Origin of the sequence: uncultured Lacinutrix sp., assembly GCF_947500325.1 — a bacterium.
GTDB lineage: Bacteria > Bacteroidota > Bacteroidia > Flavobacteriales > Flavobacteriaceae > Lacinutrix.
This window is the reverse complement of sequence record NZ_CANMRQ010000006.1, coordinates 37,741-64,660: the sequence shown is the minus strand read 5'-3', so window position 1 is coordinate 64,660 and position 26,920 is coordinate 37,741. Positions and strand designations below refer to the sequence as shown.

Below are 26,920 nucleotides of genomic sequence, written 5' to 3'. Positions count from 1 at the left end.
TACGAAAAAAATGTGAATTCTGTTAAACCTGTAAGACGCCCATGTTAAAAGGTTTTTCAATAGGTGCATGATTAGCAGCTTCAATACCCATACTAATCCATGTTCTAGTATCTAAAGGATCTATTATAGCATCTGTCCATAATCTAGCGGCAGCATAATATGGAGATACTTGATTATCATACCTGTTTTTTATTTTACTAAAAAGCGCTTCTTCTTTTTCAGGAGTAATTTCTTCCCCTTTTTTAAGTAGTGAAGCTTTTTCAATTTGCAATAATACTTTTGCAGCACTATTACCGCTCATAACAGCTAATTCGGCACTTGGCCACGCAGCAATTAATCTTGGATCGTATGCTTTTCCGCACATTGCATAATTCCCTGCACCATAACTGTTTCCTATTACAATAGTAAATTTTGGAACAACACTATTACTAACGGCATTTACCATTTTGGCGCCATCTTTTATAATACCACCATGTTCACTTTTACTACCAACCATAAAACCAGTAACATCTTGTAAAAAGACTAAAGGAATTTTTTTCTGATTACAATTAGCTATAAAACGAGTGGCTTTATCTGCACTGTCATTATAAATAACACCACCAAATTGCATCTCGCCTTTTTTAGTTTTTACTAACTTTCTTTGGTTTGCTACAATACCAACAGCCCAACCATCTATTCTTGCATAAGCAGTGATTATAGTTTGCCCATAACCAGCTTTATATTCATCATAATCTCCATTATCAACTAGTCTAGATATAATATCTAACATATCATATTGATCAGCACGTGATTTAGGGAGTATACCATAAATATCTTCAGGGTTTTCTTTTGGTTTTTTTGACTCAATTCTATTAAAGCCAGCTTTATCATAATCACCAATTTTATCTACTAAACGTTTTATAGTATCTAAAGCATCTTTATCATCTTTTGCCTTATAATCAGTTACACCAGAGATTTCACAATGTGTTGTTGCTCCACCAAGTGTTTCATTGTCTATACTCTCTCCAATAGCTGCCTTTACTAGGTAACTTCCAGCTAAAAATATACTTCCTGTTTTGTCTACAATTAAAGCTTCATCACTCATAATAGGTAAATAAGCACCACCAGCAACACAGCTACCCATAACTGCAGCAATTTGAGTAATTCCCATACTACTCATGACTGCATTGTTTCTAAAAATACGACCAAAATGCTCTTTATCTGGAAAAATTTCATCTTGAAGAGGTAAATAAACACCAGCACTATCTACTAAATATATAATAGGTAATTTATTTTCAATAGCTATTTCTTGAGCTCGTAAATTCTTTTTACCAGTAATAGGAAACCAAGCACCAGCTTTTACAGTGGCATCGTTAGCAACAACAATACATTGTTTACCACTAACATAGCCTATTTTAACAACAACGCCACCAGATGGACAACCACCATGTTCTTGATACATATCGTCACCTACAAAAGCTCCAATTTCAATGCTCTTAGATTTTTTATCAAGCAAATAGTCTATACGCTCTCTTGCTGTTAATTTCCCCTTTGCATGATGTTTATCTATACGCTTTTGTCCTCCACCTAATTTTACTTTAGCAAAGCGTTTACGTAAATCTGAGAGTAGTAATTTATTATGATCTTCGTTTTTGTTGAAGTTTATGTCCATTAAATTAAATTTTGAGCTAAAATACAAAGTTTCATTATAACTATTTTAGTTAATTTTTTATTAAAAACAATCGTATTATATACCATGGTATATAATTTTGCTTATCTTTATAAAAAGATAAAAAAACTATGTCATATATATTAACCTTTGCAGGTAGTAATAGTAAAGCATCAATTAATAAACAATTAGCTAGTTATGCAGCTAATAAAATACATGATGAAGAGATGAAAATTGTAGATCTTAATGATTATACTTTACCTTTATATGGAATTGATTTAGAAGTAAAAGAAGGTATTCCAGATACGGCAAATGCTTTTTATAATCTTATAAAAGAATCTAAAGGCATTGTTTTATCATTAGCAGAACATAATGGTGCTTACAGCTCTGTATTTAAAAATTTAATAGATTGGTTATCTCGTATTGAAGGAAAGTTTTGGTCAGATAAACCTATGTTATTAATGGCTACTTCTCCAGGAGGTAGAGGTGGAACTACAGTTTTAGAAATAGCTAGTGATCGTTTTCCAAGGCATAATGCAAATTTAATTTCTACTTTTTCATTACCATCATTCAATGAAAATTTTTCTGAAAATGGAATAAAAGACGACAATTTAAATATTATATTAAACGAAGCTATAGATAATTTTAAAAAGGCATTATAAATGGGAGATCTCGCTAAAGAAATAAATTCTACTTTTCCAGACAATGATTTAAAAGCATATATTAATATACTTTTTACTGCTAGTTGGATTAATAGTAAGCAGATAATATTTTTTAAGCCATTTAATATTTCACCACAACAATACAATATTTTAAGGATTTTAAAAGGGGCAAAAAAAGCCATTAGTGTACAGACTGTTAAAAATAGAATGGTTCAACGGTCTCCTAATGTTACTAGATTAATGGATAAACTTTGTGCAAAATCTTTAATAGAAAGAACAACATGTACTCATGATAGACGTGTAGTTAATATATTAATTACTGAGAAAGGACTAAGTTTAATTAGAGAAATTGATAAAAATTTTGAAGGTAAATTATTAGCAAACCTTTCAGAAGCAGAAGCAAAACAACTAAGTGATCTTCTGGACAAAATACGTTAGTGTATTTTTTTATTAGAATAGTTTCCATGGAAACTAAAATATATTTTTAATTATGAAACATAACACAATAAAAGAAATAGGAAGAAGTGATTTTGTAAATATGGGGCCAATTCAATTAAGGCAACCATTACCTACAAGACAAATAGAAATGATAGATCCATTTATACTGTTACATCATTATGGTCCATATAAAATAGATGAACAAAATAATCCATTTGATTTGGGACCACATCCGCATAGAGGATTTGAGCCTATTACCTTCTTAATTCAAGGAGAACAACTACATAGGGATTCATTAGGCAATGAAAGTTTAGTTAAATCTGGTGATGTCCAATGGACAACTGCTGGAAGAGGTATTATCCATGCAGAAGGACCATCTAAAGAATTTGTGCAAAAGGGAGGAGAATTAGAAGGTATACAATTATGGTTAAATCTTCCAGCGGAGAAAAAAATGATGCAACCTAATTATCAACATGTAAAAAATGATGAGTTTAATATTGTTGTCTCTGAAGATAAAAAAGTAAATATTCAAATTATTGCTGGATCTCTTGAAGGAGTACATGGAAAAATTGGAACCCAAACATCTGTAAATGCTTATATGATTAATATAGAAGAAGGAGGAAAACACAATATTGAAATAGATAAGTCCCATCAATCATTATTGTACTTACTTAACGGTAATGTAAGTGTAAATGATAACCATAGGTTAATTCAAGATGAATATCAACTTATAGAATTCAATCAAGATGGAGATGGTTTTAATATTGAAGCTCATAAAGGAAGTAAATTACTCTTTTTATCTGGAGCTCCTTTTCATGAAAAGGTTAAAACTTATGGACCTTATGTTATGAATAGCCAAACAGAAATTATGGAAGCTATGAGAGATTATCAAATGGGTAAAATGGGATTTCTTCCAATGAATTAAACAAAAAGCATCCTAAATAGGATGCTTTTTTAATATAATTAAATTTGTTCTGATGTTATAAATTATATTCATTATCATTTCTATCCTTTTCGATTAATAAATAATTAGGGTCTATTACTACCTTAGTAGGCTTTTCTTTTAGATTAAATGTTTTAGTATTATCTTTTTTTGATATCAAAATAGTTTTTATAGAAATGAGCTTATTTTGAGAATTATAAAACCCAATCTCTATAGTATCATTTAGTTTTAAAACACTTTTATCATGTACCCTTGATTTAGAATATTGAAAGTTTATAGATGTATTATAGCTTTCATGCGCTGTAATTACATTTACTGTATTAATTTTTGTGTCATGAAACGTTATTGTTTCAAAATAATCTTCAATTAAATAGTGTAATGTATTTGGAGTTTCTTTTTTTATTCGGTTAAGAAAGTTAATTGATGTTGGATATGGCGCTTCTTTAAATTTATAATCATTTAAAAAGGACTTTAAAATGTCGTGCATTTTGTTAATTCCTATATAATGGCTTAATGTATTAAAAGCAATACTTCCTTTTCCGTAAGCCAGGTATTGTTGTCCACTCTTCACTAAATATAAAGGTGTTTCTTGCTTTTGCTCTTGTGTTCTTCCGCTTAAGTAACGTTTGTGTTGCATTTTTAAAAAGTCTAAAGCTTTTTCTTTACCATATTTATTTCCATAAATATTTAAAGAAATGTATTCTGTAATACTTTCACTTAACATTACAGCTCCTAGAGCATCTGCAGGTACAATTTGATTACCAAACCATTGATGGGTGAGTTCGTGAGCAATTGTATAAAAAGAAATATCTATAGTTTCATTAGAATTATTTGCTATAAAACGCATTTCAGAAGTGGGAATACTATTAGCCATTACAGAAGCAAAAGTGCCTTCGGTTATGGGGAATTCTATAATACGCGCTTCATTAAATTGATAAGCTCCAAAATGATTTGTATTATAATCTATAGCAGCTTTTAAACCAGCTTTCATTTGGTTTAAGTTATATGTGTGTGTGTTGTGATGGTAAATCTCAAGATTAATGTTTTTATAATGTTCTTTTAATACTTCATAGTTACCGGAACTAAAACTTAATGAATTTTTTATTTTAGAATCTGTTTTGTATTCAAAATAATTACGATTATTCTTTTCCCATTGCTTTTTTAAATATCCAGGAGCAATAGCTACTTGATTATTAGAAGTGCTAATTATAGTGTTAAGATTTATTTGGTCTGAATCTTTAGAATAATAATGATAGTAATGCGCAGTACTATCGTTTGGATGTTTATTTCCAGAATTTAAGAAATAACCAATCCTAGGGAAAATATCATTTTTAAAAAAAGTACCATTATTTAAAATATTAGTGTGATTCTCGAAAAGAGTTTTAGGTTTATTTTTTATTGAAAACTCAAGTTGAATACTATCATTTGGTAATAGACTTTCTTCTAGTTTTAATACAGTAAATTTAACATAAGTATCTTCGTCTATAACGGAAGAGGCTTTATCTAATTTAAAGGTTGTAGTTTCATCAAACCCTGTTTTTATTAGTAAAGTGTCGATAGGTATTAATGATTTATTAACTAGCGTATAATTTCCTTTTACTAATAAATCATTTGGTTTTGGAAAAATAGAAATGTTTAAATCTATATTGGTGATTTTTGGTTGATTCTCAATAGATTTATATTTAGCATAATCCTTTTCAAATTTAGAAAAAGCCTTATTACGTTCACTTGAAGACAATTCATCGTTTTTTTGCTCTTCAGTATAAATAGTAAAACCCGAAATGACAAATGTTATTAGAAGTAAGCTAGTTATAATTTTTATTGAAGTACTAAGTCGAGACTTAATGAATTGTAAACGTTCTTTAAATGATTCTACAAATCCTCGGTTCCATAAAAAATAAGTTACTACCAGACATAATGAAGAAAAAGCAAACCAATATAATTTAACTAGGAAATATGGAATTAACTGATCTCCATATTTATTGACATCAGAATATTGCATTGGTTCTGTAAAATTAAAAAGTAATAATCTACTATCTATTCCTATTTGTTTAATGCCAGAAATTCCAAACCACCCAATTAATAAAATAAAAATTCCTAAATAGGTGTTTTTAAAAACAGTATGTACTAATACTGAAACAAAGGCCCATATGAGTAATCCAATAAACTTAATTGCAAATAAATCAACAAAATATAGTCCTATTTCTAAATTATGATAATTATTAAATAGTTGAATAATAATTCCTGCTGCCATCATAATTAGTAATAAGAATAATTGCATTTTAAGTATGGCAATAACCCTAGATAATAAAAGTGTCCAATTGGTTGTTGCTGTTGTATCTATTAGTTGGTTTATATTACAGGTTCTGTCTCTATGAATCAACATACCGCTATAAATAAAGGTTAGTAACATGATTATAGTTGTAAAAAAGAACGCAGGAATAGTTAGTACAATATTAGTGACTGGTAAAATAGTTATCTCTTCATTATTTGTAACTCTGCCAATAGTAAATAATACAGATAATAAACCAAGAACTACAATGATATAAAACATCCAATTTTTAATAATAAAAAGAAAGTTTACATGCGAAAGTTTCCAGCAATTAATTAAATGTTGTTTTATAGAAAAGACATAATTTACTTTTGGTAAAGACATATTTATATGGTTTTTAAATGTCTTTTTTTGTCTTTTTGCCTTATTTCTTTTTAAAGAAAACGTTTGTATTGGTAACTCAATGAAAGCAAATTTTTTGTATACATATATATAAATGAAAGACGCTATAGTAAACCACAATAAGCGATTAAATAGTACAGCTCCAATTGTAGGAATTAATTTAGTGTTTTTGTCTTGTAAGGTCCAATATTGAGTTTCATAAATCGTTGCATTTTGACCAAATGGATCTAATAGTGCAATTAAATAACCACTAAAAAGATTTTGCGTAATATTCTGTATAAGAAATAGAATGATGATGACTACAAATCCAGCATAGATATTTCTAAAGTAGCTAACAGTAGCAAAAACGATAGCACCAAAGAATAACATATTTGGTATAGTGTACACTAGAAATACTTGGATATAACCTAGTAGATTAAATGGGCCTATTTTATTAGTGTCTAGACCTGGAATATGTTCAGCAATTAATAAAGCAATGCCAACACAAAGCGTAATGAAACATACCAGTAAAAAACTACTTAAGAACTTGCTAAATAAGTAATCTTTCTTTTTTATAGGATAACTGTAAAGAACACTATGTGCATTATCTTTATAATCTCTGTATATAGTAGCACCTATAATTGCAGGAAGCAAAAACAAAAAGAATTTGTTAAAGTATTGCATCATATAATTAATCTCGAAAGGAGAATTAGAGAGTCTTGTTAACTTTTGAGTTGTAGGTGAATCAAATAATCCCGCTGTACCAACAAAACCTATAAATGCTATACCAGAGAAAAATAAAATATAAATGTATATAGCCGGTTTTTTTAACCAATATTTTAATTCATTTAAAAAAATATACCTGAACATAATTATTGAATTTTAAGAATTTTTTAAAGCAATGAAATAGACATCTTCTAAATTTGGAGTAATAGATTGAAATGTATCATTTGGTTTCTCTAAAGCATATACCCGAATATTTAATGAATTGTCTTCGTTATAATTACTAGATAAAATGTTATGTTTTTTTTCAAAAAGGTCTAACTCTTTTCTTTCAATAGTAGTGGTCCATATTTTTGATTCTAATGATTGAGTCGCTAATGAAGGTTTTGTTTTTTGTAAAATCTGGCCATTATTCATAATAGCCATATCTGTACATAGTTCTTTAACATCTTCAACAATATGTGTGGAGAAGATAACTGTATTCTCTGCGCCAACTTCTCTAAGTACATTTAAAAAGCGGTTACGTTCAGCAGGGTCTAAACCAGCTGTAGGTTCGTCAACAATTATAAGTTGAGGTGAGTTTAGTAATAATTGAGCAATACCAAAACGTTGTTTCATTCCTCCAGAATAACCACTTACATGTTTCTCTTTAACATCATGAAGATTAGTGAGTTCTAATACATGCTCTATCATTTTTTGCCTCTCTTTCTTTGAAGCGATACCTTTTAAAACGGCAAAATAGTCAAGTAGTTTTTCTGCTGATAGTTTAGGGTATACACCAAAAGATTGTGGTAAATAACCTAATACTTTTCTTAAACTCATTTGATCGTTTAGAACATCTATATTTTGAAAAGTAATACTTCCAGAATCTGGAGCTTGCAGAGTTGCAATAGTTCGCATAAGAGAAGATTTTCCAGCACCATTAGGACCAAGAAGTCCAAACATACCTTTATTTATTGTTATGTTGAGGTTGTCTATAGCTTTTGTGCCATTACTATATGTTTTTGTAAGATTTGTGATTGTTAGGTTCATGTTTTGTTGATTATAGATATGTTTTACAATAATTGTCTTTTAGTTTTTTGATGTCTTCTAGTTCCTCTTGACTTAGATTAGATTTTATTTTGTTTAGTATTTCTTCATTTAACAAAACCTGTATATCAAATTGACAGGCATAGTTTTTTAAATAAGTTTTTCCTAAAGGAAATAAGTCTTTAGTTATGTTTCCTATTGAAATAAAAACACATAGAATCAATTGAAATAAAAGTTGTTTTCTCATACTAGTAACACGATAAAAGTGCCCGCATGTTACTGTTTATATGGGTTTTTCAATCCAACAAGGTGATTTTGAAGTTGAATAAGGCAAGAATCAAGTTGAAAATTGTTACAAAAACAAATGCTAATCGTTTAATTAGTATAATCAAACGCTATCAAAATGAAGATTTCACAGGTCAAGTTATTTTTATTAAATAAAGAAGTTTGGTTGCATATTATTTTGTGGGCACTATTTTTTGCTTCTATAAATGTAAACTGGACTAAATCGTGGATAGCAGAAAGTTTTTTACCAGAATCCGTTGCACCACATACAGCCTTAGCTGTGCCTGCAATATTTTTAATAAACGTATTTTGGTTAATACCTAAGTTTCTTAATAAGACACAATGGATGCGTTATTTGTGGTTGTCTACCTCTTTATTTTTTGGTTTTGAAATCATTAGAGCTTTTGTATTTTCTTGTTTTTTAAGCGATTATAATTCATTTAGAGAGTTTTTTAAAAATGAACTGTTTGGAGAAAATAGTTTAGTTTTTGGCATTTTAAACGTATTAATTTTTCACAGCCTTTTCTATTCTTTTGTGTATCGATTTACAAGAGACTGGATTCTTAATCAATCTGTAATAGAAACTTTAAAACTTAAAAACTTACAGTTAGAATTAAATTCATTAGAAATAGTTGGAATAGATAAAAATCATTTTGAAACAATGAATATTTCAACTATAAAAAGTGAAATTGAAACAATACCAGTTAAAAAGACTTTTACAGTGAAAAAGAGAGATGGTGTTTTTCTCTTATATGTAAAAGATATAGTATACTTTCAAGCACAAGGAGATTTTGTGTTTGCTTTTGATAATAGTAATAATAAACATATTATTAATGAGTCACTTAAAACAATTAAAACCCAAATATGTCAAGGAACGTTTTTTCAAATTAATAGGAGTGAGCTTGTCAATTTTAATTTTATAACAAAATTTAAATCTTATACTAAAAACAGATTGGAAGTTTCTGTAAATAACGAAATGTCTATATTATATACATCTAATAGTAGAACACCAGAATTTAGACTTTGGATTGACAAGCATTAAATTAATTGTAATACGTATATAAGTACAAGCTATTTTCAACAAATATTTACGATATTTGTAATTCCCTTTTTAAAGAAATAATATATGGCAATGAATAAAAATACTGTGTTAGCATGGGCTACCACAATTATGATAATAGTAGGATTAGCATTAATAGCATTGGGCGCATTTAGATATGATGATGTAGCTGGTTGGGGTTTTGCAGCAGTAGGCATTGGTTTCTTCGCTATTGCTTGGGTGTTTAATGCTTTAAAAGGACGTGTATAGTTATGAGTGATGATAAAAAAATAATATTCTCAATGTCTGGTGTGACAAAGACATTTCAAAGTGCAAATACACCAGTGCTTAAAAATATTTATTTAAGTTTCTTTTATGGTGCTAAGATTGGTATTCTTGGTCTTAATGGATCTGGTAAATCAACGTTATTAAAGATTATTGCAGGTATTGATAAAAACTATCAAGGTGATGTTGTTTTTTCTCAAGACTACACTGTTGGTTATTTAGAACAAGAACCAAAACTTGACGAGGATAAAACTGTAATGGAAATTGTACGTGAAGGTGCAGCAGAAACTGTTGCAATATTGGATGAGTATAATAAAATTAATGATCAGTTTGGTTTAGAAGAAGTTTATAGCGATGCAGATAAAATGGAAAAGCTAATGAATCGCCAAGCTGTACTTCAAGATCAAATTGATGCCTCTAATGCTTGGGAATTAGATACCAAATTAGAGATTGCAATGGATGCATTGCGTACCCCAGATGGAGACAAAAAGATTTCAGTGCTATCTGGAGGAGAACGTAGACGTGTTGCTTTATGTCGTTTGCTTTTACAAGAACCTGATGTATTATTGCTTGATGAGCCTACTAACCACTTAGATGCAGAATCTGTACATTGGTTAGAGCATCATTTAGCACAATATAAAGGAACTGTAATTGCTGTAACGCACGATAGATACTTTTTAGATAATGTTGCTGGTTGGATTTTAGAGTTAGATAGAGGAGAAGGCATACCTTGGAAAGGAAACTATTCTTCTTGGTTAGATCAAAAATCTAAGCGTATGGCGCAAGAAAGTAAAACAGCTTCAAAGAGACAAAAAACATTAGAGCGTGAGTTAGACTGGGTTAGACAAGGAGCAAAAGGGCGCCAAACAAAACAAAAGGCGCGTTTAAAAAATTATGATAAGTTAATGAGTCAAGATCAAAAACAACTTGACGAAAAACTAGAAATATATATTCCTAATGGTCCGCGCTTAGGAACAAATGTTATAGACGCTATAGGTATTAGTAAAGCATATGATGATAAGTTATTATATGAAGACCTAAACTTTAGCTTACCGCAAGCTGGAATTGTAGGTATAATTGGCCCTAATGGAGCTGGTAAAACTACCATTTTTAGAATGATAATGGGTGAAGAAACTTCTGATAAGGGAGAATTTAAGGTTGGAGAAACTGCTCAAATTGCATATGTAGATCAAAGTCATTCAAATATTGATCCAGAAAAATCAATATGGCAAAACTTTAGTGATGAGCAAGAACTTGTAATGATGGGAGGAAAGCAAGTAAACTCTCGTGCATATTTAAGCCGTTTTAATTTTAGTGGAAGTGAGCAAAACAAAAAAGTTAAGTTATTATCTGGTGGAGAACGTAATCGTTTGCATCTTGCCATGACATTAAAAGAAGAAGGAAACGTTCTACTATTAGATGAGCCAACTAATGATTTAGATGTTAATACATTGCGAGCATTAGAAGAAGGCTTAGAAAACTTTGCAGGTTGTGCAGTAGTAATAAGTCACGACCGTTGGTTTTTAGATAGAATATGTACTCATATTTTAGCATTTGAAGGTGACTCTCAAGTGTATTTCTTTGAAGGTGGTTTTAGTGAATATGAAGAAAATAAGAAAAAACGATTAGGTGGAGATTTAATGCCTAAACGTATAAAATATAAGAAGTTAATTAGATAGTTTTAATTAACATTAAATAAAAAAGCCAGCTAACTAGCTGGCTTTTTTATTTTTTATAGATATGACCCTCAGTAAAATCTTTATATGAGTTATCAGACATCTTTTTAATGTTATCATCAAAAGATTTAAGAAGTTCTTTGTTTTTCTTTGAAGCTTTTCCTCGTTGGTTTATTATATGAATAATAAAAAAAATGAATAAAGCCCAAAATACAAATATAAATATATGTAACGAAGCAGAAGCTTTATATGGTAGAGTTAATAAACTGGTTATCATTTAATTAAAAGCACATGGTTTCTCAAATATAAAATAAAATTCGATATAATCAATTTTTTTTTATTAACAGAAAAGAGTTGTTGTAAATTAAACTAAATAGTTGATACATTACTTGTTAGAGTACCAATTTAACTGAGTAACCTCAATATTAGAATTTCCTGCATTTACAATAGATTTAAACTTATTAACATCGCTTAAACCATTAGTACCTCTATAATGATAAGGGTAAACTTGTTTTGGTTTAAATTCTAAAACAGCATTTGCAGCACTTTCTACTGTCATTGTATATGGTAAATTCATACAAACAAATGCTTTAGTAATGTTTTGTAAGTTTCTCATTTCTATAATATCTTCAGTATCTCCAGAAATATATATTCTTTCTTTAGCAATAGAAATAACATAGCCATTACCTCTTCCTTTAGGATGAAACTTTAATGCATCCTCTCTCAAATTATACATAGGTACAGTTTCTAAAGTAAAAGTTTTAAAATCTTCTTTCACCCCATTAACCAATGGAATAGTGTTTTTTGTTAATACTTTTGGAAGCGCTTCATAGACGGCTTCGGGAGAAATAATTTTTGTAGTACTTAAATCTAAAGCTTCAAGTGTTTTTAAATTCATATGGTCTCCATGTATATCAGTAATTAATACATAATCAGCCTTTGGGAAAGCGTCATAAGCTTCTTTTCCTCCAGTAGGATCAATATATATGGTAAGGTCATTGTATTGTATTACAAAAGAAGCATGTTCTATAGGTGTTATTTTTAGGCCTATAGCTTTTTTTGATTCAGCTTTTTTATCGCTTTTACAGGCTGTAAAACAAATAGCTACGATTAGAATTAAATACAATTTCACTCTCATGATTAATAGTTTTTAGTTTTGATAAAGATAATTTCTTTATTTCAAAGAAGAAAGTTGTAACATTTAAATAAAAGTTAATACATATATATTGTGTGATTTTATTTCACAACTAATATTTTTTGACGAAATTGCTTAACCAAAATTTGTCCAACCTTAAAAAACAATATATCCTATGTCTGATGATTTTGATTTATTAGAAACTAATACAAACGAAAAAGCTGAAAAAGTAGATGTAAATTGGGGGAAAGCTATAGATACAATGAAATCTAAGCTAGCTCAAGAAGATGATCCGGAAAGTCGTCAAAAAATATTAAATGCAACATTAGATGATGTTGTGGATATGGCAGAAAAAGATAGAACGACACTTTTAGATGCTATTAAAGATTTAACAGATTACCAAGATGAGGTTGGTATTTTATTCGAACGTTTCTCATCCTTAAACGAAACGGAACAGAAAGTAATAGACGATGCTCAAAAAGCATTAGAGCGTGCTAAAGTAGAATTAGAAGATGCTCAAAACAAACCAGATACTTGGTGGAATAATCTTTGGGGGCGTAAAAGCAAAATAAAAAAGGCTGAAGCTGAATTAAAAGAAGCTGAAAAAACAAGAGCTGCTGCAGATAATAAAGCAAAGGCAATGTTTCAAGAGCGTATAGAAAGTGCAGATGTACAAACTTTATTAAGTGAGTTGTCATACAAATCTCAAGCTGCAGTAACACGTTTAAAAAACCGTGAAACAGAAATAAAAGAAGTAGAGGAAAAACTTAAAGATGCAATAGTAGAAGCATCTAAGAATCATACTAAAGCTTTAGAAAAGAAAAAGGAGACCGAAACAAAATTAGAAGAGCAATATGCTTTACTTAAACAAGCAAGACAAGCTTTAGAAGAAGTTGCAGACAAACAGTCTACAGAATATTCAGATGCGTTATCTAAAGTAACAACTTTAGAACAAAAAGTAGAAGAATTAGAAGGGCTTAAAAATGCGTATACAACATTAGCTGCTTCTAAAGATAGTTTTGTACATAAACATAATTTAACAATTAAAGTTCTAACCTCTTTACGTTCTAACTTACAAACGCACCGTGCTAAATTAAAAAGTGATACAGACGAGCGTTTAAAATACTATGATGGTTATGTAGTGGCATTAAAAGCTCGTACAGATCAAGAGTTTGCTGCTATTTTAGAGCATTTAGGTGTAAAAACAGATGAACATATAGGAGAAACATTAGCATCTATGCATACAGCAAGTGCTAAAGCACGTCAAGAAATGATGGATAATATACCTGTTCATGAAAAAGTAATGCAAGGTGTTTATAGTAGTTATGCTGAGGCTTTACAAGAGATTAGAGCAAAAGATGTAGATATTCAAAAGAATTTTGCAGAGCGTTATGGTATTGATATGAAAGAGATTTTTGAAGATTACTATAATGCAGATAATACTGCGCCTTCTGGTGGTGGAGATGATGGGAAACCAGCACCAAAACCAGAGTCAAGCGACGACGATTTATTGTCTTAATATAATAGTGATATAAACCTTCTTTTACTTGTAATAAGATAAAAGAAGGTTGTTTTTTTATCATTCTTAAAAGAGAAGTAGTATTTAAACGCCATAACTAGACACTTATATATAAAATTATGAAGAAGATAATTACAGTTTTAGCTTGTATTGCTGTTTTGTTTATTGTTGCTATAACTTTTATTCATTTTACCAATGATCATAAAGAGTGTTTAAATGTTGAAGAAGTAGTTTACTCAAAGAATGGTTCTAAAAAAAAGATGACAAATAAACATATTTGTAACGAGAAATATAATTTATAGTAATGTCAATAAACCACATAGTAACACCTTTAGATTCTGCTGTTCTAGACAGTAAAGAACAATATGTGTTTTATCATAAAAAAGTAGATTTTGCTTTAAAAGAGCTTATTGTAAGTGTGCAACAAAATGGATTGTGTACACCAAAAGAAATGACCTTTTTTAAACAATATTGTGATTTATTATTGTATTCAATAGAAGCCATGCGTGTTAAGTACATGTATGATGATGAAGACAACATGAAAGTCGATTTAACAGATTCTGGCTTTCCTAACTATCTAGAATTTCGTTATCTATTTAATGACTTGTCATTAAGAGATAATTATTTAAATAAATTAAAAGACGTAAGCGAATTACAGGAAGAATTTTTAACGCAATTAATGCATAAAAAGCAACCAGTTAGAAGAGATAAATTATTTCAAGCAGCTTCAATAGTATATTATACTTCTGTAGAACAAAAATATATCTTCAACCGTTTTGTTCAAGGTAAAATTATAGATGCACCAGAAAAAAGCCAAGCAAAATATATGGTAAGCTGGAGTTTTTATGATGTATCTCATAATAGACCATTTATATGTTTTATGTATTTCGATTATGATGGAAAAGATCCTAATAAAGAAAAAGAAGAGATATATGATGTTTTAAAAAACATTGCAGATAGAGAAATGCCTTTAGATACTATGGCATATTCTATAGATAGACGTTTAAAAAATGTAAAGCCTAAACATATAAAACGAATAGATTTAGGGCCGTTTCATAATATCTTTGCTAAAGACGAAAATGTATTAACACATACTATTTTAGAGAGTATAGCTAAAAAAGAAGTCCCATTAGAGTCTTACGCTTTATCGTTTAAAATTGATGAGGTATTATCTGGAAGCACGTTTAGTGAAGGTGGTTATTTTAGCAAACAAGAATTACAAAAATGGAGCGATGTTATAAAACAAGATTATGTGTTTGCGCCTCATCGTATCATTCAACTATTATATAATAAAAACCCTGAAATTATGAATAAGTTGGCAAAACCACCTTTTCAAGTTGCAGATTTAAAAATGAAATAGAAGGGTAGAAGCAAGAGGTTTTAAACTCTATGCATTTGAGTAAAAACTTTTCACTTTACACTTATAACTTTTAACTATATAAATGGAACACAACTCAACATTCCCAATAAAGAAAAATGAACTAGATATGCTTCGAGATGAAGCTAGCGGTTACTTAAAAAGTGTACAGTGGGAACAAGGCGCTAGAGCCAAAAATAAAGATAAAGATGCTAAAAACGAATCGATATTATTGTACTTATCTCGTGCAAATAATGGTAGTGGCGCAGTAGAAATTACTTCGGTTTCTAAAACAATTTTAGCATTAAAAAAACGATTATTACCAGATTCTATAGCTATACCAGTACTTTTAAATCAAACATTATATGCAGTACAAGAAGGTATTGCTTTAGGGATTTGGGTAAAAGACAGTTATTATGATGCCTCAGGTTTATCAAGTTTGCATGAACGTAGATCTGCATTAGATAGTAATGGAAAGCGAGAGTATGAAAGTAAAATGCAAACTGCTACAGCATTTATGTTGTTTTCAATGGCTTATAACGTTTTACATAATTTAAAGCCGCATGCATCAGATGATTTGTCTGTAATGAAGCAAAAGTTTGCAGGTTTACCAGAAGTTTCTTTTATGTCTCCATTAAAAGGAATTGCTTGTAGTTTATTCTATTATGACAAATACTTAGGACACCCAGATATTATTAAAAGTGATAAAGATGTTGTCGATTTTACTACCGTGTATTTCGAAGCTTTAATAGATGAAATTCAACTACGTAAAAGTAGTTTAGAATATACAGAGACTATTGTCGATAGAACTTATAAACTTGAAAATTCCGAATTTGCTATTTCAGGTTGGGATAATGTATTCGCTGGTGCTGCTAAGAGTATTGAATTTAATAAAATTCAATTTGAACAAATTGTAGGAAACAGAGATGCAAAACACTTTGCTAGACGTTTAACAGAACGTATGTTAAGCTACGATTTTGATGCAAAAAAGAATCCGTTTCAAGAATTAGGTGGTTTCATGCCCGTATTTATGGGATATGGTATTCCTGGAACAGGAAAAAGTATGCTAATTGCTGCTATAGCAACGAGATTAAAAGAACACTGTGATAATTTAGATATCCCATTTTTATTTCATCCAATGCCAGATACTTTGATAAGTACTTTTCAAGGTGGGTCTGCGGAAAAGATGGTTGAATGGATGAAACCAATGCAAGACCCTTCAAAATTAATTTTTGCGCCAATTGATGATGCAGAAAATAATTTACAAGAGCGTACAGCACAAGGTGTTTCTGCTGGTGTAAAAGAAGTGATTGGCGTCTTTTTAAGATATACTGAAGGTGCATACGCTGTAAATTATGGAAATAGTTCTATTGGGCTATTTACAAACCTTCCAGAAATGTTAGATAAAGCTGTGATTTCACGTGTACAAGGCCGTTTTAAAATAGATGGAGCAAGAACCGAACATGATTTCTTAGATCAAGACCATTTATGGTGGAGAAAACTAGATAAAACCATGCCAGATTTTGTAAATATGGCTAGCCCTAGTGATTACGACTATTTAAAAGATCAAGGTTTAGCAAAAAACATGGGAGATATTTTAAATAGTGTCGAAAAACCAACAGAAGCTAGAGTTTTGGAAGCTTATGATAAAGCAGAAAAACGTCATAAAACAAACGAGCATTTATTTTATGCAGGTTTATATAAAGAAATTCAAAGTATATTTCCATTTTTTTCTTCAAGAGATGTGCGTAACATTCAATCTGCAATTTCATTACGTTTAACAGATTTCGATTTAGAACAAGATTGGTTTGATAAACCTGAAATCTATTTTAAGCAAAATTATGAAACCAAATTCAACATGCTTCAAGAGTTAATGAAAGCCAATATGAAAGGTTTAGATTTTTCTGAAATTAGAAGACAAGAAGTAGTGCGTTACTTAGATAATGTTGCAACTATTGCAGATACAGATTTTAAACGTAAAGTAGATGCTAGAGTTAACCAAATGAATATAGACTTAAAAGCTAGAGAAACATTCGGTAAAAACTAAGCTTAATATAGTATGGAAGACCAAGTTAAAAAAGTTATAGAAGAGAAAAATAAAAGTAGTTATGGTATACAAGACTATTTATCTATTGGTTATGTGTTTCTTTTAATTCTTGGCATTTTTCATGAGACTATATATTACAATTTTTTAGGCATAAATATTTTAGAATATTCATCCATATTAGATGTTTTAATTAGTCCAGTATCTGTTATTTCTGGTACACTATCACTTGGTGTTGGATTTATAGTTTGTATTATTTTAGGAATAGCTTATGCTAAATTAATGCCGTTATATTATAAATGGTTAGGGAAAAAAGAAAAATATAAAAGCGGAAAAAAGAAAGAAAAGCTAGATAAAATGAATATGGCTTTTAAATCTAGTAGCTTTATCATTTTTATTATAGCACTGTATATTTTTGGTTTATTTATTGGCTTTGGAGTTGGTAGAGGCGGAAAAACCAAAGAAAAACTTGCTAAAGAAACCATAGAGTTAACACATCAATTAGTTTTTGAAGATGGCGAAAAGCAAGAAGTGAAAATGTTAGGAAAAAATAGTTTATATGTATTTTATGTTACCCAGAAAGAAAGAGAAGTAGCTATAGCTCCAATAGATGGTAACATTAAAGTTATTAAGAAATTAAAAGAGAAAGAATAATTATTTAGAATAAGTTATTCAGTATTAAATATTGAATACAAAAAAAGATTACCGTTTTACTTAAACAAGATGCAAAAATTAAAACAAGCAAATCTATATAGGAGTGAACTTATCCCAGTAAGTGGAAAACTAGTAGAACGTTATAATAAATGTTTGGTTAAACTTGGCTTTATGCCAACAAAACTTAAAGAGTTTTCTATTGACGGTATTGGTTGGAGCCCCGAAATTGCTGAAGAAAAAAAGAATTTACACTACCTTAATAATGGAGAAGCAAATCCGCATGCTATATTAATTTCTCCACTGCAAAAAGGAAAACCAGTATATGTGCCTTTTCATACGTTTGATCGTGAGATGATGCAGCATGTATTTAGAACCCACAATCAAAAAATTAATGATATTACTAGAGATAGTGCTATTTGCTTAGATTTTGATCAAGATATCGATGCGTTCTACGAGCCATTAGATATTTTAAAATATGATAAAGTAACGATTCATTTTCACTTAATAGACAATTTAGATTCGGTTCAAAAAGAACAATTACAGCTAGTAGAAAAATTTAAAACAGGTAATAATTTTATAGATGAAAACTTACAACAACAGCTATTAGAATCTGCTAAAACCTATGGAGATTTAAGGAATCGCGATTTAGATTTACATGAACTTCAATATAGTACAGATTCTTTTTTTACTAAAGCTTTTGGTGGCGTTTATGTATTACGAGATTTTATTAGTGAAATTGTAGTGTTTGAGGACGAAAAATGGTATAAAGAAGCAATAAAAGATACAACACACGATGTCTTGATTTATCATATATCGCAACCAGAATTAATGGCTAAACTTCGAGACCATATTATTATAGAATGTGATTTAGAAAGAGCAGTTAAGACAGATAGATATAAACGTATTAAAAAGTTTGAATTTGCACAGTCTTTAAAAGAAACACAGCATCCTATTCAAACTATTTTAAACGATAAAGTACTATTTAAAAGCTATTTAAACAAACTAGATATAGACTCAAGAAAACGAGTAATGGGTGTTGAACGCTATCTTGAGAAGCTAGAAATAAGTAACCAATATAAAATTGGAGATATTGTAGATACTAAGTTTTATGAAGCTTTACATCAACCACATTCTTCATTACCATCAAAACATATAGATCTAATTTGGAAGCTATTAGTTAATATTTCTGCAAAAGATATCTTATTTTTATACTGGTACGATAAAGAACAGTTTTATATTAATTATGAAACGTGGGATGACTCAATGAGAGATTGGGTAATTCAAGAAATTAGTAACAATATCTAACATTTGTATACTTATATTATAGTAAAGAATTACTAACCATAAAAGCATAAGCACTATGATGTCACTTGAAATAATAATATTTATCGCCTCAATTCTTTTTGGAATTGTATTGTATTGGAGAGAATCTAAAGGCAATAAGATTTATCGTTTTTTTAATAAAATATTCTATTCTAAAGAATTACAAATGAAACCAGAAAGCAAAAAGGGCTTCCTGTATCAACAATCTTTTTTAATGCGTTTAGTGTATATTGGAATATTATTTTTAGTAGGAATTGTTGTAGTACGATTTATAATTCCTATAGACCTAGCAACTATTTCTTTATTTGCATCTAGTATTTTTGGAACATTATTAGGAACGTATTTGGCTAATTTTGTATTTAAATCATCTGAAGTAATAGATGAAAAAGGTGACTCTTTAGTTGATGCTGTAAAAGATACAGTTGAAAAAGGTAAAGAATTTATAGAGAATTTAGAAACTAAAGAAAGTAAGGTAGTTGAAGAAACAAAACAAGAAATAAAAACGAAACCTGAACCGCCAAAAAAGAGTGCCCGACAACGTTTGAAGGATAAAGGTCATTTATAATTTATAAAAAATAATGAGCATTCTACCAAAACTAATAACTAAAGGCAAAAACCTTAAAATAATATGATTAAAAACTACTGGAATAAAGGCGGAAAACAAAAAGGGATAGTTATTTTTCTATCACTATTATTTATCATCTTATTATTCTTTTTACGAGACGATTATCAACCAGCGTTATTGTTTATTCGCAAATTCATCTTTGTCATTTTGTTAAGTGCTTTAGTACTTTTCTTTGGTTTAAGAAAGTTTAGAAACCAATCGTCAACTGGTAAGCGTATTTTTATTTTAGCTATACTAGCAGTCTTTTTTGGCGCTTTTTATTTTGTTGGATGGAAGATGGAATTATACGATTATATGAAAACATATAACGTATTTAACGATTTAAATCGTGTAGAAATAAGCGAGTTACCATTAACTCAAAACGAACGCATTCAGCCACTTAAAAATGTACATTCTATGGGGAATGAAAGTGTTGGTGAAACAAAAGATGTGTCTTTACCGCATTTAGTGCGTATAGGTGATGAGAATAAGTGGACTATGGCTATACAGCCAACCGAGAAATACTATTGGCAAGGTATGCGAGATAATACAGAAGAAGTCTTTGCTGTATCTAGTACAACACCATTTCCTAGGTTTTCTAATGAAAACAGAATACCTGTTACATTTTCTATAGGCGAGTCTTTAAAGTTTAGTCGTAACACCTATAATGCTGTAGTGCAACGTTTTAATCCATGGATGTTATTTAATTACGAACCCAGTGATACGTTTTATATGAAAAACGATACGGGACAATGGGTACAAGTAGTAAGTTTAATAAAATGGAAAGGTTTTTTCTTTCCTTATCCAAGTTTTGGCGGTGTCGTGGTTATTGAAAATGGAGCACATGATTTTAATGATTATATTGAGCGTATTGCAATAGGGAAAGGGCAATTTATTGCACCAGAAGAAATGAAAAACTATCCATATTTAACAAGACAAAATACTTTAGCAGAAAAAGTGTCTCGTTTGCAAGCAGAATCTTTAAAGTTTCTAGGTGGATTTAGTGATCCTTTGCCATGGAATATGAAAACGGCAGTAAAAATTCCAGATTTAGAAGAAGATCAAAACCAATTACCTTTTGTAACCGATTTTAATTTTGAAGGAACTAAAGTAGAAACTTATAGCGGTTTATACCATTGGTTTGGTTTAGAACCTGTAGGTAATGAACGTACTAGTTTAACCTATAGTATTTTTATACCAGCTGATGGAACAGATAAGTTATATTATTACGATCATGCTTCAAAAAAACAAGGTTATGCTGGTATTTCAGCGATGCCTTCAAAAGTAAGAGAATCGCGTAAAGAATACGATTGGAATGTAAATAAACCAGTAGAATTTAGGCCATATATTAAAAATATAGCAGGAAGAAAACGTTTATTCTTCTTAGGAACGGTAGCTTCTGTTACGGAAGATTCAGATAATTTTGATGGATCTGCAACTCCAGATTTAGCATTAATCGATAGCGAGTATCGAGATGTTGTTTGGATAGATGTAAAACATCCAAGTAGTTGGGAAAAAGAAGTATATGATCAATTAAATGAAGCTTGGCGTTCTAGTGAAGGTATTGGAGAATATTTTGTTGAAGACACAAAAATTATAGATGTTGTAGGAGACCAAGTGCCAGAAGTTCAAATCAACCCACTTGTTGTTGAAGAAGGATCAGGTGAAACATTAGAATCTATGCAACGTAAAGTAGATTCTCTTAAGAAACTTAAAAAAGAGGAAGAAATAAAACGTTTAAAGCGTGAATTAGATTCTTTAAAGGGATTGTAAAATTAAAACAGGCTACTAACTAAAGTAGCCTGTTTTTATATTACTTAGCTTTCGAAAACAAAAAACTAAAATCTGTTTTAATAGTTTCTCCATTATATTTTACAGTTGCAAAATCATGACAAGAAATACAGGATGCAGAGTCTTGCATATAGGTTTCTGCAGTAGTATTGCCTAAAAAGAATGGTGCATTAATTTTTGAAAACGGAGGCGCATCTAAAGGAAGCATCCATTGTGTACCAACTAGTTTATAATTTGCAAATACAGAACCTAGAGCTTTCAATTTACTTTGCCAGATACTATTTAACTGCTCAGTACAATAATAAACAGGGTAAACACGAGTTACTTGTGTTCCAAAGGCTTTGCCATTCGCTTCTCCTGCTACAGTAACGCCATATCTAGCACCATAAGGCGCTGTTGTATTCCATCTGTATACCACTGTTCCATTGCTTAATGTATCACCAGCAATATGTTGTGGTGGTGTATTAGGAGCGCAGTTTAAACATTCAGGATTATAAAAAGACCAGTTCGTTTCTTGATCTGTTTGCGCCTCTTGAACATTGTCTGGAACATTATCCACATGTTCAAATGTAGACCAAACCCAATTGTTGAATTTTTTAGTTTTTCTTAATATATGAAGTCCAACTAATCCTATTGTGCAATCTATGGTAAATGATTGTCCAGAAATACTATTGTCTGCATCAACAAATATTGTGGCTTCTCTAGTAAAAAATAAACTAGCATCATCACCTTTGCTAGTATCAATAATACGCCAGCTTGCTTTAATTTCCATTGCACCTACTTTTTTATCTGTATTTGTAGGCAATTGAAAATCTCCATGTTTCTTTTTATAATTATAGATACCTTCTTTAGTTGTTAAATTGTTTTTTGTAATAAATAACTCTTCAATACTATTCATTTTTTCTTCAAAAACTACAAAGTTTAAGTTTCTATCTATTAAAGGATAATCATCTGCTTCTAAAAACTCTGATACTTGTATAGATTCTGGGTTTTTAGATGATAGATGTAAAATCTTTTTTCCTTGGGTTGTATTTAAATTTGTGACACCTTTGGGAGCGCTATTAAAGACAGTAGAAGCATCTGTGTAGTATTCCCATACACGTTTATTATTTGTATTTTCATTTAATTCTCCAACTGGATTACCATTACTATCTGCAGGCCAATTTAAAGCAATAAAACTTTGCCATGAGAAATTAGCAAAAGAAGGTTGGGTATTTGGAGATAGAGTAGAAGAATAACCATTTTGAAATTGCCCATCTTTACTGTTTAAATAATAAACATCTAATGGTAATTTTGGACAGAAACTATCTGTTTTATCTTCGCAAAATCTAATAGAATCTATAGCAAAACATAAATCGGTTTCAATAGTAGGAACTTCCATTGCTATGGTATTGGAATTCTTGTTTTTATCAGAGAGACAAGAAGTAAAAAGAAAGAGTAAAATTAAGAGTGTAGTGATTTTCATTTTTGTTGATTTTAGAGTGTGTAACAAAAGTAAAAACATCTCATATCTCATAATAGCGTATAAATACTTGTTTTTATTGAAATAGTACTTTTATTCCTTATTTCTAAAGTTATTTAATGTAACATATATATACATTAATATACTTATAAATAAAAGAGTATTATGGCAGGATATATGGGGTTTGGAATGCAAAGTTGGATTTATAAAAGAAAAATGCGAAAGCCATTTTCTAAAAGAGGAAAAGTACCTACATTTAATCCTCTTCAAAAATACTCAAGAACGTTTAAATTAAAACCAACAATTAAAAGAAATAAAAGACTGTCTGGATTTATAACGGTATTTACTATTGTAACTTTAGTTTTTTTTACCTTTCTTTTTTGTAATAAGTTTTTTGAGCATGAAAAAGCATATAATAGACCAATTAACGTAGCAAAAACTTATAAAAATACGACAGCTTTTAACTTTCTATTAAATTCTGGTATTAGTAGATTGAGTAATAATAATGTGCATGGGGCATATTCAGAATTTGTTTTGGCTCATAAGATAAATCCAGATAATGATCAGGTTATAAATTTGCTAATAGAAACTACTAATATTTTATGTGAAGAAGATATCTATTACTGTAATGAACTAGAAAAGTTTCTTAAAATTTAATAGCTCTATTGTTTATATTTACATCGGTTGCTATATTTACGAAAAACATTATTATTTGAAAACATTGAGACTTCTAATATCTAGATTGTTTAGATATAAATACTTTATAATAAGTATTTTTTTATTCTTTAATGTCCAGGGAGAAATATATGGGCAACAAAAAATAGAAACGAAAAAAAGTCTTAATGATAAGGAGATAAATAATTTCATAACGGAAGCTAGTGTTGATGAAGTTGGGAAATTTATTTATAATACTTCACTAGAAAATCCGAAAAAATTAATTGACTATAATTCTTTGTTTTTACAACGCGGAAAAAGAACTAATAATGATACTATAAGGTACTTAAGTTACTATTGTTTTAGTGAATATTATCATTATGAACAAGCAGATTTTTTTAAAGCAACTGCTTATGCAGATTCTACACTTGTAGTTGCTAAAAATATAGATATTCTTAGTAAAATAACAAGAGCTCTCAATTTAAAAGGAAATTTAGAGATTCAATATGGGGACTATGAAAATGCATTTAAATCGTATAAAGATGCTTATGATTTATCTAAAAAAAATAAGCTTTATGAAGAAGAACTTGTGTCAATGGGACACCTTGGCCATATAAAAAAAGAGTTAGAAGAATATGAAGAAGCAATAGAAATTTATAATCAATTATTCTCTTTATTAAAAACAGAACAATACCACACTATTGACTCTTATAATCGTATTTATATTAATGGAATTAATGTATTAGCTATCTGTCATCGAGAAATAGGGCAAACAAAAAAATCTATAGAATTATTTAAAGAAGGTATTTCATTTATAGAAAATTTAGATAATCAAAGTTTTAATGTAAAACGGGCTAGATTATTATCTAATATGAGTAAATCGTGCATCAATCAAGGCGATTATGATACAGCATTACACCATTTGAACTTATCGAAAGATGTTTTTTTAAAGGAAAATAAATTTAGTGATCATACTTATTTTTATATGTGTTTCTTTATGGCTAAGGCTTTAGAAGGAAAACAGAACTATAAAGAAGCACTTATAGTTTTAGAAGAAGCGCTAGCAAATTCAGAAGGAAAAATATATTTAAACATTTTTATAGATATATCAGATTTAGCAGCCGAAATGGGAACTAAACTTAATGATAAAGAAAAACAACTAGAGTATAGTTTATTAAGAAATAAAATAACAGATTCCATTCATAAAAGAAATGTTTCAACTAGAAAATTAATTAATAAAGATCTTTCTGAAAAGAATGAAGCGCTTAATTTAAATAATGAAACAATATCTGAAAAACTGGGGCAAACAAAAATTATAATATTTATCTTATTATTAAGCTTATTAATAACTGTTTCTGTTTACTGGAATAATAACTCAAAAAACAGAAAAAAATTCAAAAAGCTTTTAAATAGAATTGAGAAAATTGAAACAGAGAAAATAATATCTCCAACTATTGTCTCTGATGAAAAAGTCAATACAATATTAATACAATTAGAAAAATTAGAAAAGAAGGCGTTTTTTCTGAGAAAGGACTGTAGTTTGCACAATACAGCAGCAAAATTAAAAACTAATACGTCTTATTTATCTAAAATAATTAACTCATATAAGCAAAAAACGTTTAAAGAATATATTAATGAACTTAGAATAGAATTTGTTTTAAAAGAAATAAAAGAGAACCCACGTTTCAGACTGTATACCATTAAGGCAATAGCAGAAGAAACAGGGTATAAAAGTGTGAATACCTTAAATCAAACGTTTAAAAAGCATACTCAATTAAACTTGTCTTATTACATAAAACAATTTAATAAAGAATCTTAATTATTTACGAACAAAACTTCCAGAAACAATTTTATTTTTGGAAAACAACTTATAATAATAGATTCCAGCACTCAATTGGTTATTGTAATATTCTAACCCTTTTAAACTATTCTTATCAAATGTATGTTTATCTTCTAATATTCCTTTGTTGTTATAGATCTCTAAACTTATAGGGAATTTAAAATTTTGTTTGCTAATATCGAATACGACTTTATTTATAAATGGATTTGGATAGGTCGTTATAGCTTGAGAATTATTAGATGTTTTAGATAATAATTCACAATTACTGACAGCTTGCGAACTTGAAGTAACAACATTAAAATTCATTTCTTGCGTATCTTTTATTACTTTCTTACCACTACTTTTATATTTGTATATAGAGAAATTAAATATATGAGATCCAGTAGATAAAAAACGATCGGTTCCTCCATTACCAGGAATGTTTATTGCACCTGGCATTGTAATAGAATCTCCAGATTCTATTGGGGGAATGCGAACAGGAGTTAGACCTCCTAGTATTTCTTGGCAATTTGAAGACTCTATTCTAGAACCTTTTACATGATTGTTTTCAAGATAAAAACGCCAGCCAGGAATTGGATAGCTACTATTATTATAAACACATAAATCTAATGTCATACCATCAAATTGAGAGACTTGATTTGGAACATTTGTAAAAGAAATGGAAAAATCTCTACTTGTGGTTCCTGGAACACTTGATATAACAATGCTAACAGTGTTACTTGAACATTGATTTAGAGATTGTGCATTTACTAAGCAAGAGAAAAAAGTAATTGATAGTAATAGTATCCCATTAATTTTTTTCATAATTATAGATTTTAAATTAGACTACAATAAAGATAATTATTCTTAAGCTATCATTCAAAGGTTGTAACTATCAATTTTATAAATTTGAGCCTAATAAAATTGATGGTAGTTGCTGTCTTTATTAGGATTGTGGTAGTTTTTTTGCGATTAGTTTAATTATTAAAATAGTATTGTTTTTTTAAGGTTTTTATAACTGTTCAATTTTATAAAACTGACAATACACTCTTTTTTTTGACCTAATTTTTATTTTACTTTTAAAATGAATTAAGGATTTGTACACCTCTTTTTTTTGTCTTGATATTTATCAAAAAGTGAGATTTTAAAATAACAATAAAACTCATTAAGCAAACAT

General features: G+C 29.4%; 23 protein-coding genes. 16 read left to right on the top strand and 7 right to left on the bottom strand.

Annotated elements, in window-relative coordinates:
* Positions 1–22 precede the first annotated feature (22 nt).
* Positions 23–1,651: an acyl-CoA carboxylase subunit beta gene (locus Q0997_RS09445; protein WP_299887933.1), complete on the bottom strand. Its 1,629-nt coding sequence runs from the start codon at positions 1,649–1,651 to the stop codon at positions 23–25.
* Positions 1,652–1,779: 128 nt separating this feature from the next.
* Between Q0997_RS09445 and Q0997_RS09440 the strand changes: the two genes are divergently transcribed.
* The 3 genes from Q0997_RS09440 to Q0997_RS09430 are packed head-to-tail and all read left to right on the top strand — an operon-like array spanning position 1,780 to position 3,673.
* Positions 1,780–2,310, top strand: a complete 531-nt coding sequence (locus Q0997_RS09440; RefSeq protein ID WP_299887930.1) for an NADPH-dependent FMN reductase — start codon at positions 1,780–1,782, stop codon at positions 2,308–2,310.
* Positions 2,311–2,748: a MarR family transcriptional regulator gene (locus Q0997_RS09435; RefSeq protein ID WP_299887927.1), complete on the top strand. Its 438-nt coding sequence runs from the start codon at positions 2,311–2,313 to the stop codon at positions 2,746–2,748. It abuts the gene before it with no gap.
* A 52-nt stretch (positions 2,749–2,800) separates the two neighbouring features.
* Complete coding sequence (locus Q0997_RS09430) at positions 2,801–3,673, top strand: pirin family protein (RefSeq protein WP_299887925.1); 873 nt, start codon at positions 2,801–2,803, stop codon at positions 3,671–3,673.
* A 55-nt stretch (positions 3,674–3,728) separates the two neighbouring features.
* Here Q0997_RS09430 and Q0997_RS09425 read toward each other — a convergent pair whose 3' ends face one another.
* From Q0997_RS09425 to Q0997_RS09415, 3 genes are read right to left on the bottom strand one after another with little or no spacing between them, the layout of a single operon-like run.
* The gene (locus Q0997_RS09425; RefSeq protein ID WP_299887922.1) at positions 3,729–7,214 is read right to left on the bottom strand and encodes a M1 family aminopeptidase; all 3,486 of its coding nucleotides are present in this window, start codon (positions 7,212–7,214) and stop codon (positions 3,729–3,731) included.
* A gap of 12 nt (positions 7,215–7,226) precedes the next feature.
* Positions 7,227–8,099 carry an ABC transporter ATP-binding protein gene (locus Q0997_RS09420; protein WP_299887919.1) on the bottom strand — a complete coding sequence of 291 codons (873 nt, stop codon included), beginning with the start codon at positions 8,097–8,099 and terminating at the stop codon, positions 7,227–7,229.
* 10 nt (positions 8,100–8,109) lie between these two features.
* The gene (locus tag Q0997_RS09415) at positions 8,110–8,343 is read right to left on the bottom strand and encodes a hypothetical protein (RefSeq protein ID WP_299887916.1); all 234 of its coding nucleotides are present in this window, start codon (positions 8,341–8,343) and stop codon (positions 8,110–8,112) included.
* Positions 8,344–8,499: 156 nt separating this feature from the next.
* On the opposite strand from Q0997_RS09415, the gene Q0997_RS09410 reads away from it, so the two are divergent.
* The 3 genes from Q0997_RS09410 to ettA all read left to right on the top strand — a co-directional run bounded on the left by Q0997_RS09410 (position 8,500) and on the right by ettA (position 11,384).
* A complete protein-coding gene (locus Q0997_RS09410; protein WP_299887913.1) occupies positions 8,500–9,423 on the top strand; it encodes a LytTR family DNA-binding domain-containing protein in 924 nt (307 codons plus the stop codon).
* Between the two features lie 84 nt (positions 9,424–9,507).
* Positions 9,508–9,690 (top strand): CAL67264 family membrane protein, encoded by a 183-nt coding sequence (locus tag Q0997_RS09405; protein WP_034045305.1) that lies wholly within the window; start codon positions 9,508–9,510, stop codon positions 9,688–9,690.
* A 2-nt stretch (positions 9,691–9,692) separates the two neighbouring features.
* Positions 9,693–11,384 (top strand): energy-dependent translational throttle protein EttA, encoded by a 1,692-nt coding sequence (gene ettA, locus Q0997_RS09400; RefSeq protein ID WP_299887906.1) that lies wholly within the window; start codon positions 9,693–9,695, stop codon positions 11,382–11,384.
* 382 nt (positions 11,385–11,766) lie between these two features.
* Here ettA and Q0997_RS09395 read toward each other — a convergent pair whose 3' ends face one another.
* Positions 11,767–12,519 carry an MBL fold metallo-hydrolase gene (locus Q0997_RS09395; RefSeq protein WP_299887903.1) on the bottom strand — a complete coding sequence of 251 codons (753 nt, stop codon included), beginning with the start codon at positions 12,517–12,519 and terminating at the stop codon, positions 11,767–11,769.
* 172 nt (positions 12,520–12,691) lie between these two features.
* Here Q0997_RS09395 and Q0997_RS09390 point away from each other — a divergent pair, with 172 nt between their 5' ends.
* From Q0997_RS09390 to Q0997_RS09355, 8 genes are all read left to right on the top strand, one after another.
* Positions 12,692–14,035 carry a microtubule-binding protein gene (locus Q0997_RS09390; protein WP_299887900.1) on the top strand — a complete coding sequence of 448 codons (1,344 nt, stop codon included), beginning with the start codon at positions 12,692–12,694 and terminating at the stop codon, positions 14,033–14,035.
* A 119-nt stretch (positions 14,036–14,154) separates the two neighbouring features.
* On the top strand, positions 14,155–14,337 hold the full coding sequence (locus Q0997_RS09385) for a hypothetical protein (protein WP_299887898.1): 183 nt from the start codon (positions 14,155–14,157) through the stop codon (positions 14,335–14,337).
* 2 nt (positions 14,338–14,339) lie between these two features.
* Positions 14,340–15,395 carry a hypothetical protein gene (locus Q0997_RS09380; protein ID WP_299887895.1) on the top strand — a complete coding sequence of 352 codons (1,056 nt, stop codon included), beginning with the start codon at positions 14,340–14,342 and terminating at the stop codon, positions 15,393–15,395.
* A gap of 82 nt (positions 15,396–15,477) precedes the next feature.
* Complete coding sequence (locus Q0997_RS09375) at positions 15,478–17,439, top strand: AAA family ATPase (protein ID WP_299887891.1); 1,962 nt, start codon at positions 15,478–15,480, stop codon at positions 17,437–17,439.
* 12 nt (positions 17,440–17,451) lie between these two features.
* Positions 17,452–18,090, top strand: a complete 639-nt coding sequence (locus Q0997_RS09370; RefSeq protein WP_299887857.1) for a hypothetical protein — start codon at positions 17,452–17,454, stop codon at positions 18,088–18,090.
* A gap of 69 nt (positions 18,091–18,159) precedes the next feature.
* The gene (locus Q0997_RS09365) at positions 18,160–19,395 is read left to right on the top strand and encodes a DUF6638 family protein (protein ID WP_299887855.1); all 1,236 of its coding nucleotides are present in this window, start codon (positions 18,160–18,162) and stop codon (positions 19,393–19,395) included.
* A gap of 55 nt (positions 19,396–19,450) precedes the next feature.
* Positions 19,451–19,978, top strand: coding sequence for a hypothetical protein (locus Q0997_RS09360; protein WP_299887852.1), 528 nt, complete (start codon positions 19,451–19,453; stop codon positions 19,976–19,978).
* Between the two features lie 63 nt (positions 19,979–20,041).
* The gene (locus Q0997_RS09355; RefSeq protein WP_299887849.1) at positions 20,042–21,790 is read left to right on the top strand and encodes a hypothetical protein; all 1,749 of its coding nucleotides are present in this window, start codon (positions 20,042–20,044) and stop codon (positions 21,788–21,790) included.
* Positions 21,791–21,830: 40 nt separating this feature from the next.
* Here the strand turns inward: Q0997_RS09355 and Q0997_RS09350 are convergent, their stop codons facing one another.
* Positions 21,831–23,273 carry a hypothetical protein gene (locus tag Q0997_RS09350; protein ID WP_299887846.1) on the bottom strand — a complete coding sequence of 481 codons (1,443 nt, stop codon included), beginning with the start codon at positions 23,271–23,273 and terminating at the stop codon, positions 21,831–21,833.
* Positions 23,274–23,435: 162 nt separating this feature from the next.
* Here Q0997_RS09350 and Q0997_RS09345 point away from each other — a divergent pair, with 162 nt between their 5' ends.
* Entirely contained in the window at positions 23,436–23,927 is a 492-nt protein-coding gene (locus Q0997_RS09345) for a hypothetical protein (RefSeq protein WP_299887843.1), read from the top strand.
* A gap of 55 nt (positions 23,928–23,982) precedes the next feature.
* Positions 23,983–25,743, top strand: coding sequence for an AraC family transcriptional regulator (locus Q0997_RS09340; protein ID WP_299887840.1), 1,761 nt, complete (start codon positions 23,983–23,985; stop codon positions 25,741–25,743).
* Here Q0997_RS09340 and Q0997_RS09335 read toward each other — a convergent pair whose 3' ends face one another.
* Positions 25,744–26,568 carry a T9SS type A sorting domain-containing protein gene (locus Q0997_RS09335; protein WP_299887838.1) on the bottom strand — a complete coding sequence of 275 codons (825 nt, stop codon included), beginning with the start codon at positions 26,566–26,568 and terminating at the stop codon, positions 25,744–25,746.
* Positions 26,569–26,920: the final 352 nt, after the last annotated feature.

Coding starts and splice junctions, on each gene's coding strand:
- Q0997_RS09445 (WP_299887933.1), bottom strand. CDS start 1,651: ATGGACATAAACTTCAACAAAAACGAAGATCATAATAAATTACTACTC.
- Q0997_RS09440 (WP_299887930.1), top strand. CDS start 1,780: ATGTCATATATATTAACCTTTGCAGGTAGTAATAGTAAAGCATCAATT.
- Q0997_RS09435 (WP_299887927.1), top strand. CDS start 2,311: ATGGGAGATCTCGCTAAAGAAATAAATTCTACTTTTCCAGACAATGAT.
- Q0997_RS09430 (WP_299887925.1), top strand. CDS start 2,801: ATGAAACATAACACAATAAAAGAAATAGGAAGAAGTGATTTTGTAAAT.
- Q0997_RS09425 (WP_299887922.1), bottom strand. CDS start 7,214: ATGTTCAGGTATATTTTTTTAAATGAATTAAAATATTGGTTAAAAAAA.
- Q0997_RS09420 (WP_299887919.1), bottom strand. CDS start 8,099: ATGAACCTAACAATCACAAATCTTACAAAAACATATAGTAATGGCACA.
- Q0997_RS09415 (WP_299887916.1), bottom strand. CDS start 8,343: ATGAGAAAACAACTTTTATTTCAATTGATTCTATGTGTTTTTATTTCA.
- Q0997_RS09410 (WP_299887913.1), top strand. CDS start 8,500: ATGAAGATTTCACAGGTCAAGTTATTTTTATTAAATAAAGAAGTTTGG.
- Q0997_RS09405 (WP_034045305.1), top strand. CDS start 9,508: ATGGCAATGAATAAAAATACTGTGTTAGCATGGGCTACCACAATTATG.
- ettA (WP_299887906.1), top strand. CDS start 9,693: ATGAGTGATGATAAAAAAATAATATTCTCAATGTCTGGTGTGACAAAG.
- Q0997_RS09395 (WP_299887903.1), bottom strand. CDS start 12,519: ATGAGAGTGAAATTGTATTTAATTCTAATCGTAGCTATTTGTTTTACA.
- Q0997_RS09390 (WP_299887900.1), top strand. CDS start 12,692: ATGTCTGATGATTTTGATTTATTAGAAACTAATACAAACGAAAAAGCT.
- Q0997_RS09385 (WP_299887898.1), top strand. CDS start 14,155: ATGAAGAAGATAATTACAGTTTTAGCTTGTATTGCTGTTTTGTTTATT.
- Q0997_RS09380 (WP_299887895.1), top strand. CDS start 14,340: ATGTCAATAAACCACATAGTAACACCTTTAGATTCTGCTGTTCTAGAC.
- Q0997_RS09375 (WP_299887891.1), top strand. CDS start 15,478: ATGGAACACAACTCAACATTCCCAATAAAGAAAAATGAACTAGATATG.
- Q0997_RS09370 (WP_299887857.1), top strand. CDS start 17,452: ATGGAAGACCAAGTTAAAAAAGTTATAGAAGAGAAAAATAAAAGTAGT.
- Q0997_RS09365 (WP_299887855.1), top strand. CDS start 18,160: ATGCAAAAATTAAAACAAGCAAATCTATATAGGAGTGAACTTATCCCA.
- Q0997_RS09360 (WP_299887852.1), top strand. CDS start 19,451: ATGATGTCACTTGAAATAATAATATTTATCGCCTCAATTCTTTTTGGA.
- Q0997_RS09355 (WP_299887849.1), top strand. CDS start 20,042: ATGATTAAAAACTACTGGAATAAAGGCGGAAAACAAAAAGGGATAGTT.
- Q0997_RS09350 (WP_299887846.1), bottom strand. CDS start 23,273: ATGAAAATCACTACACTCTTAATTTTACTCTTTCTTTTTACTTCTTGT.
- Q0997_RS09345 (WP_299887843.1), top strand. CDS start 23,436: ATGGCAGGATATATGGGGTTTGGAATGCAAAGTTGGATTTATAAAAGA.
- Q0997_RS09335 (WP_299887838.1), bottom strand. CDS start 26,568: ATGAAAAAAATTAATGGGATACTATTACTATCAATTACTTTTTTCTCT.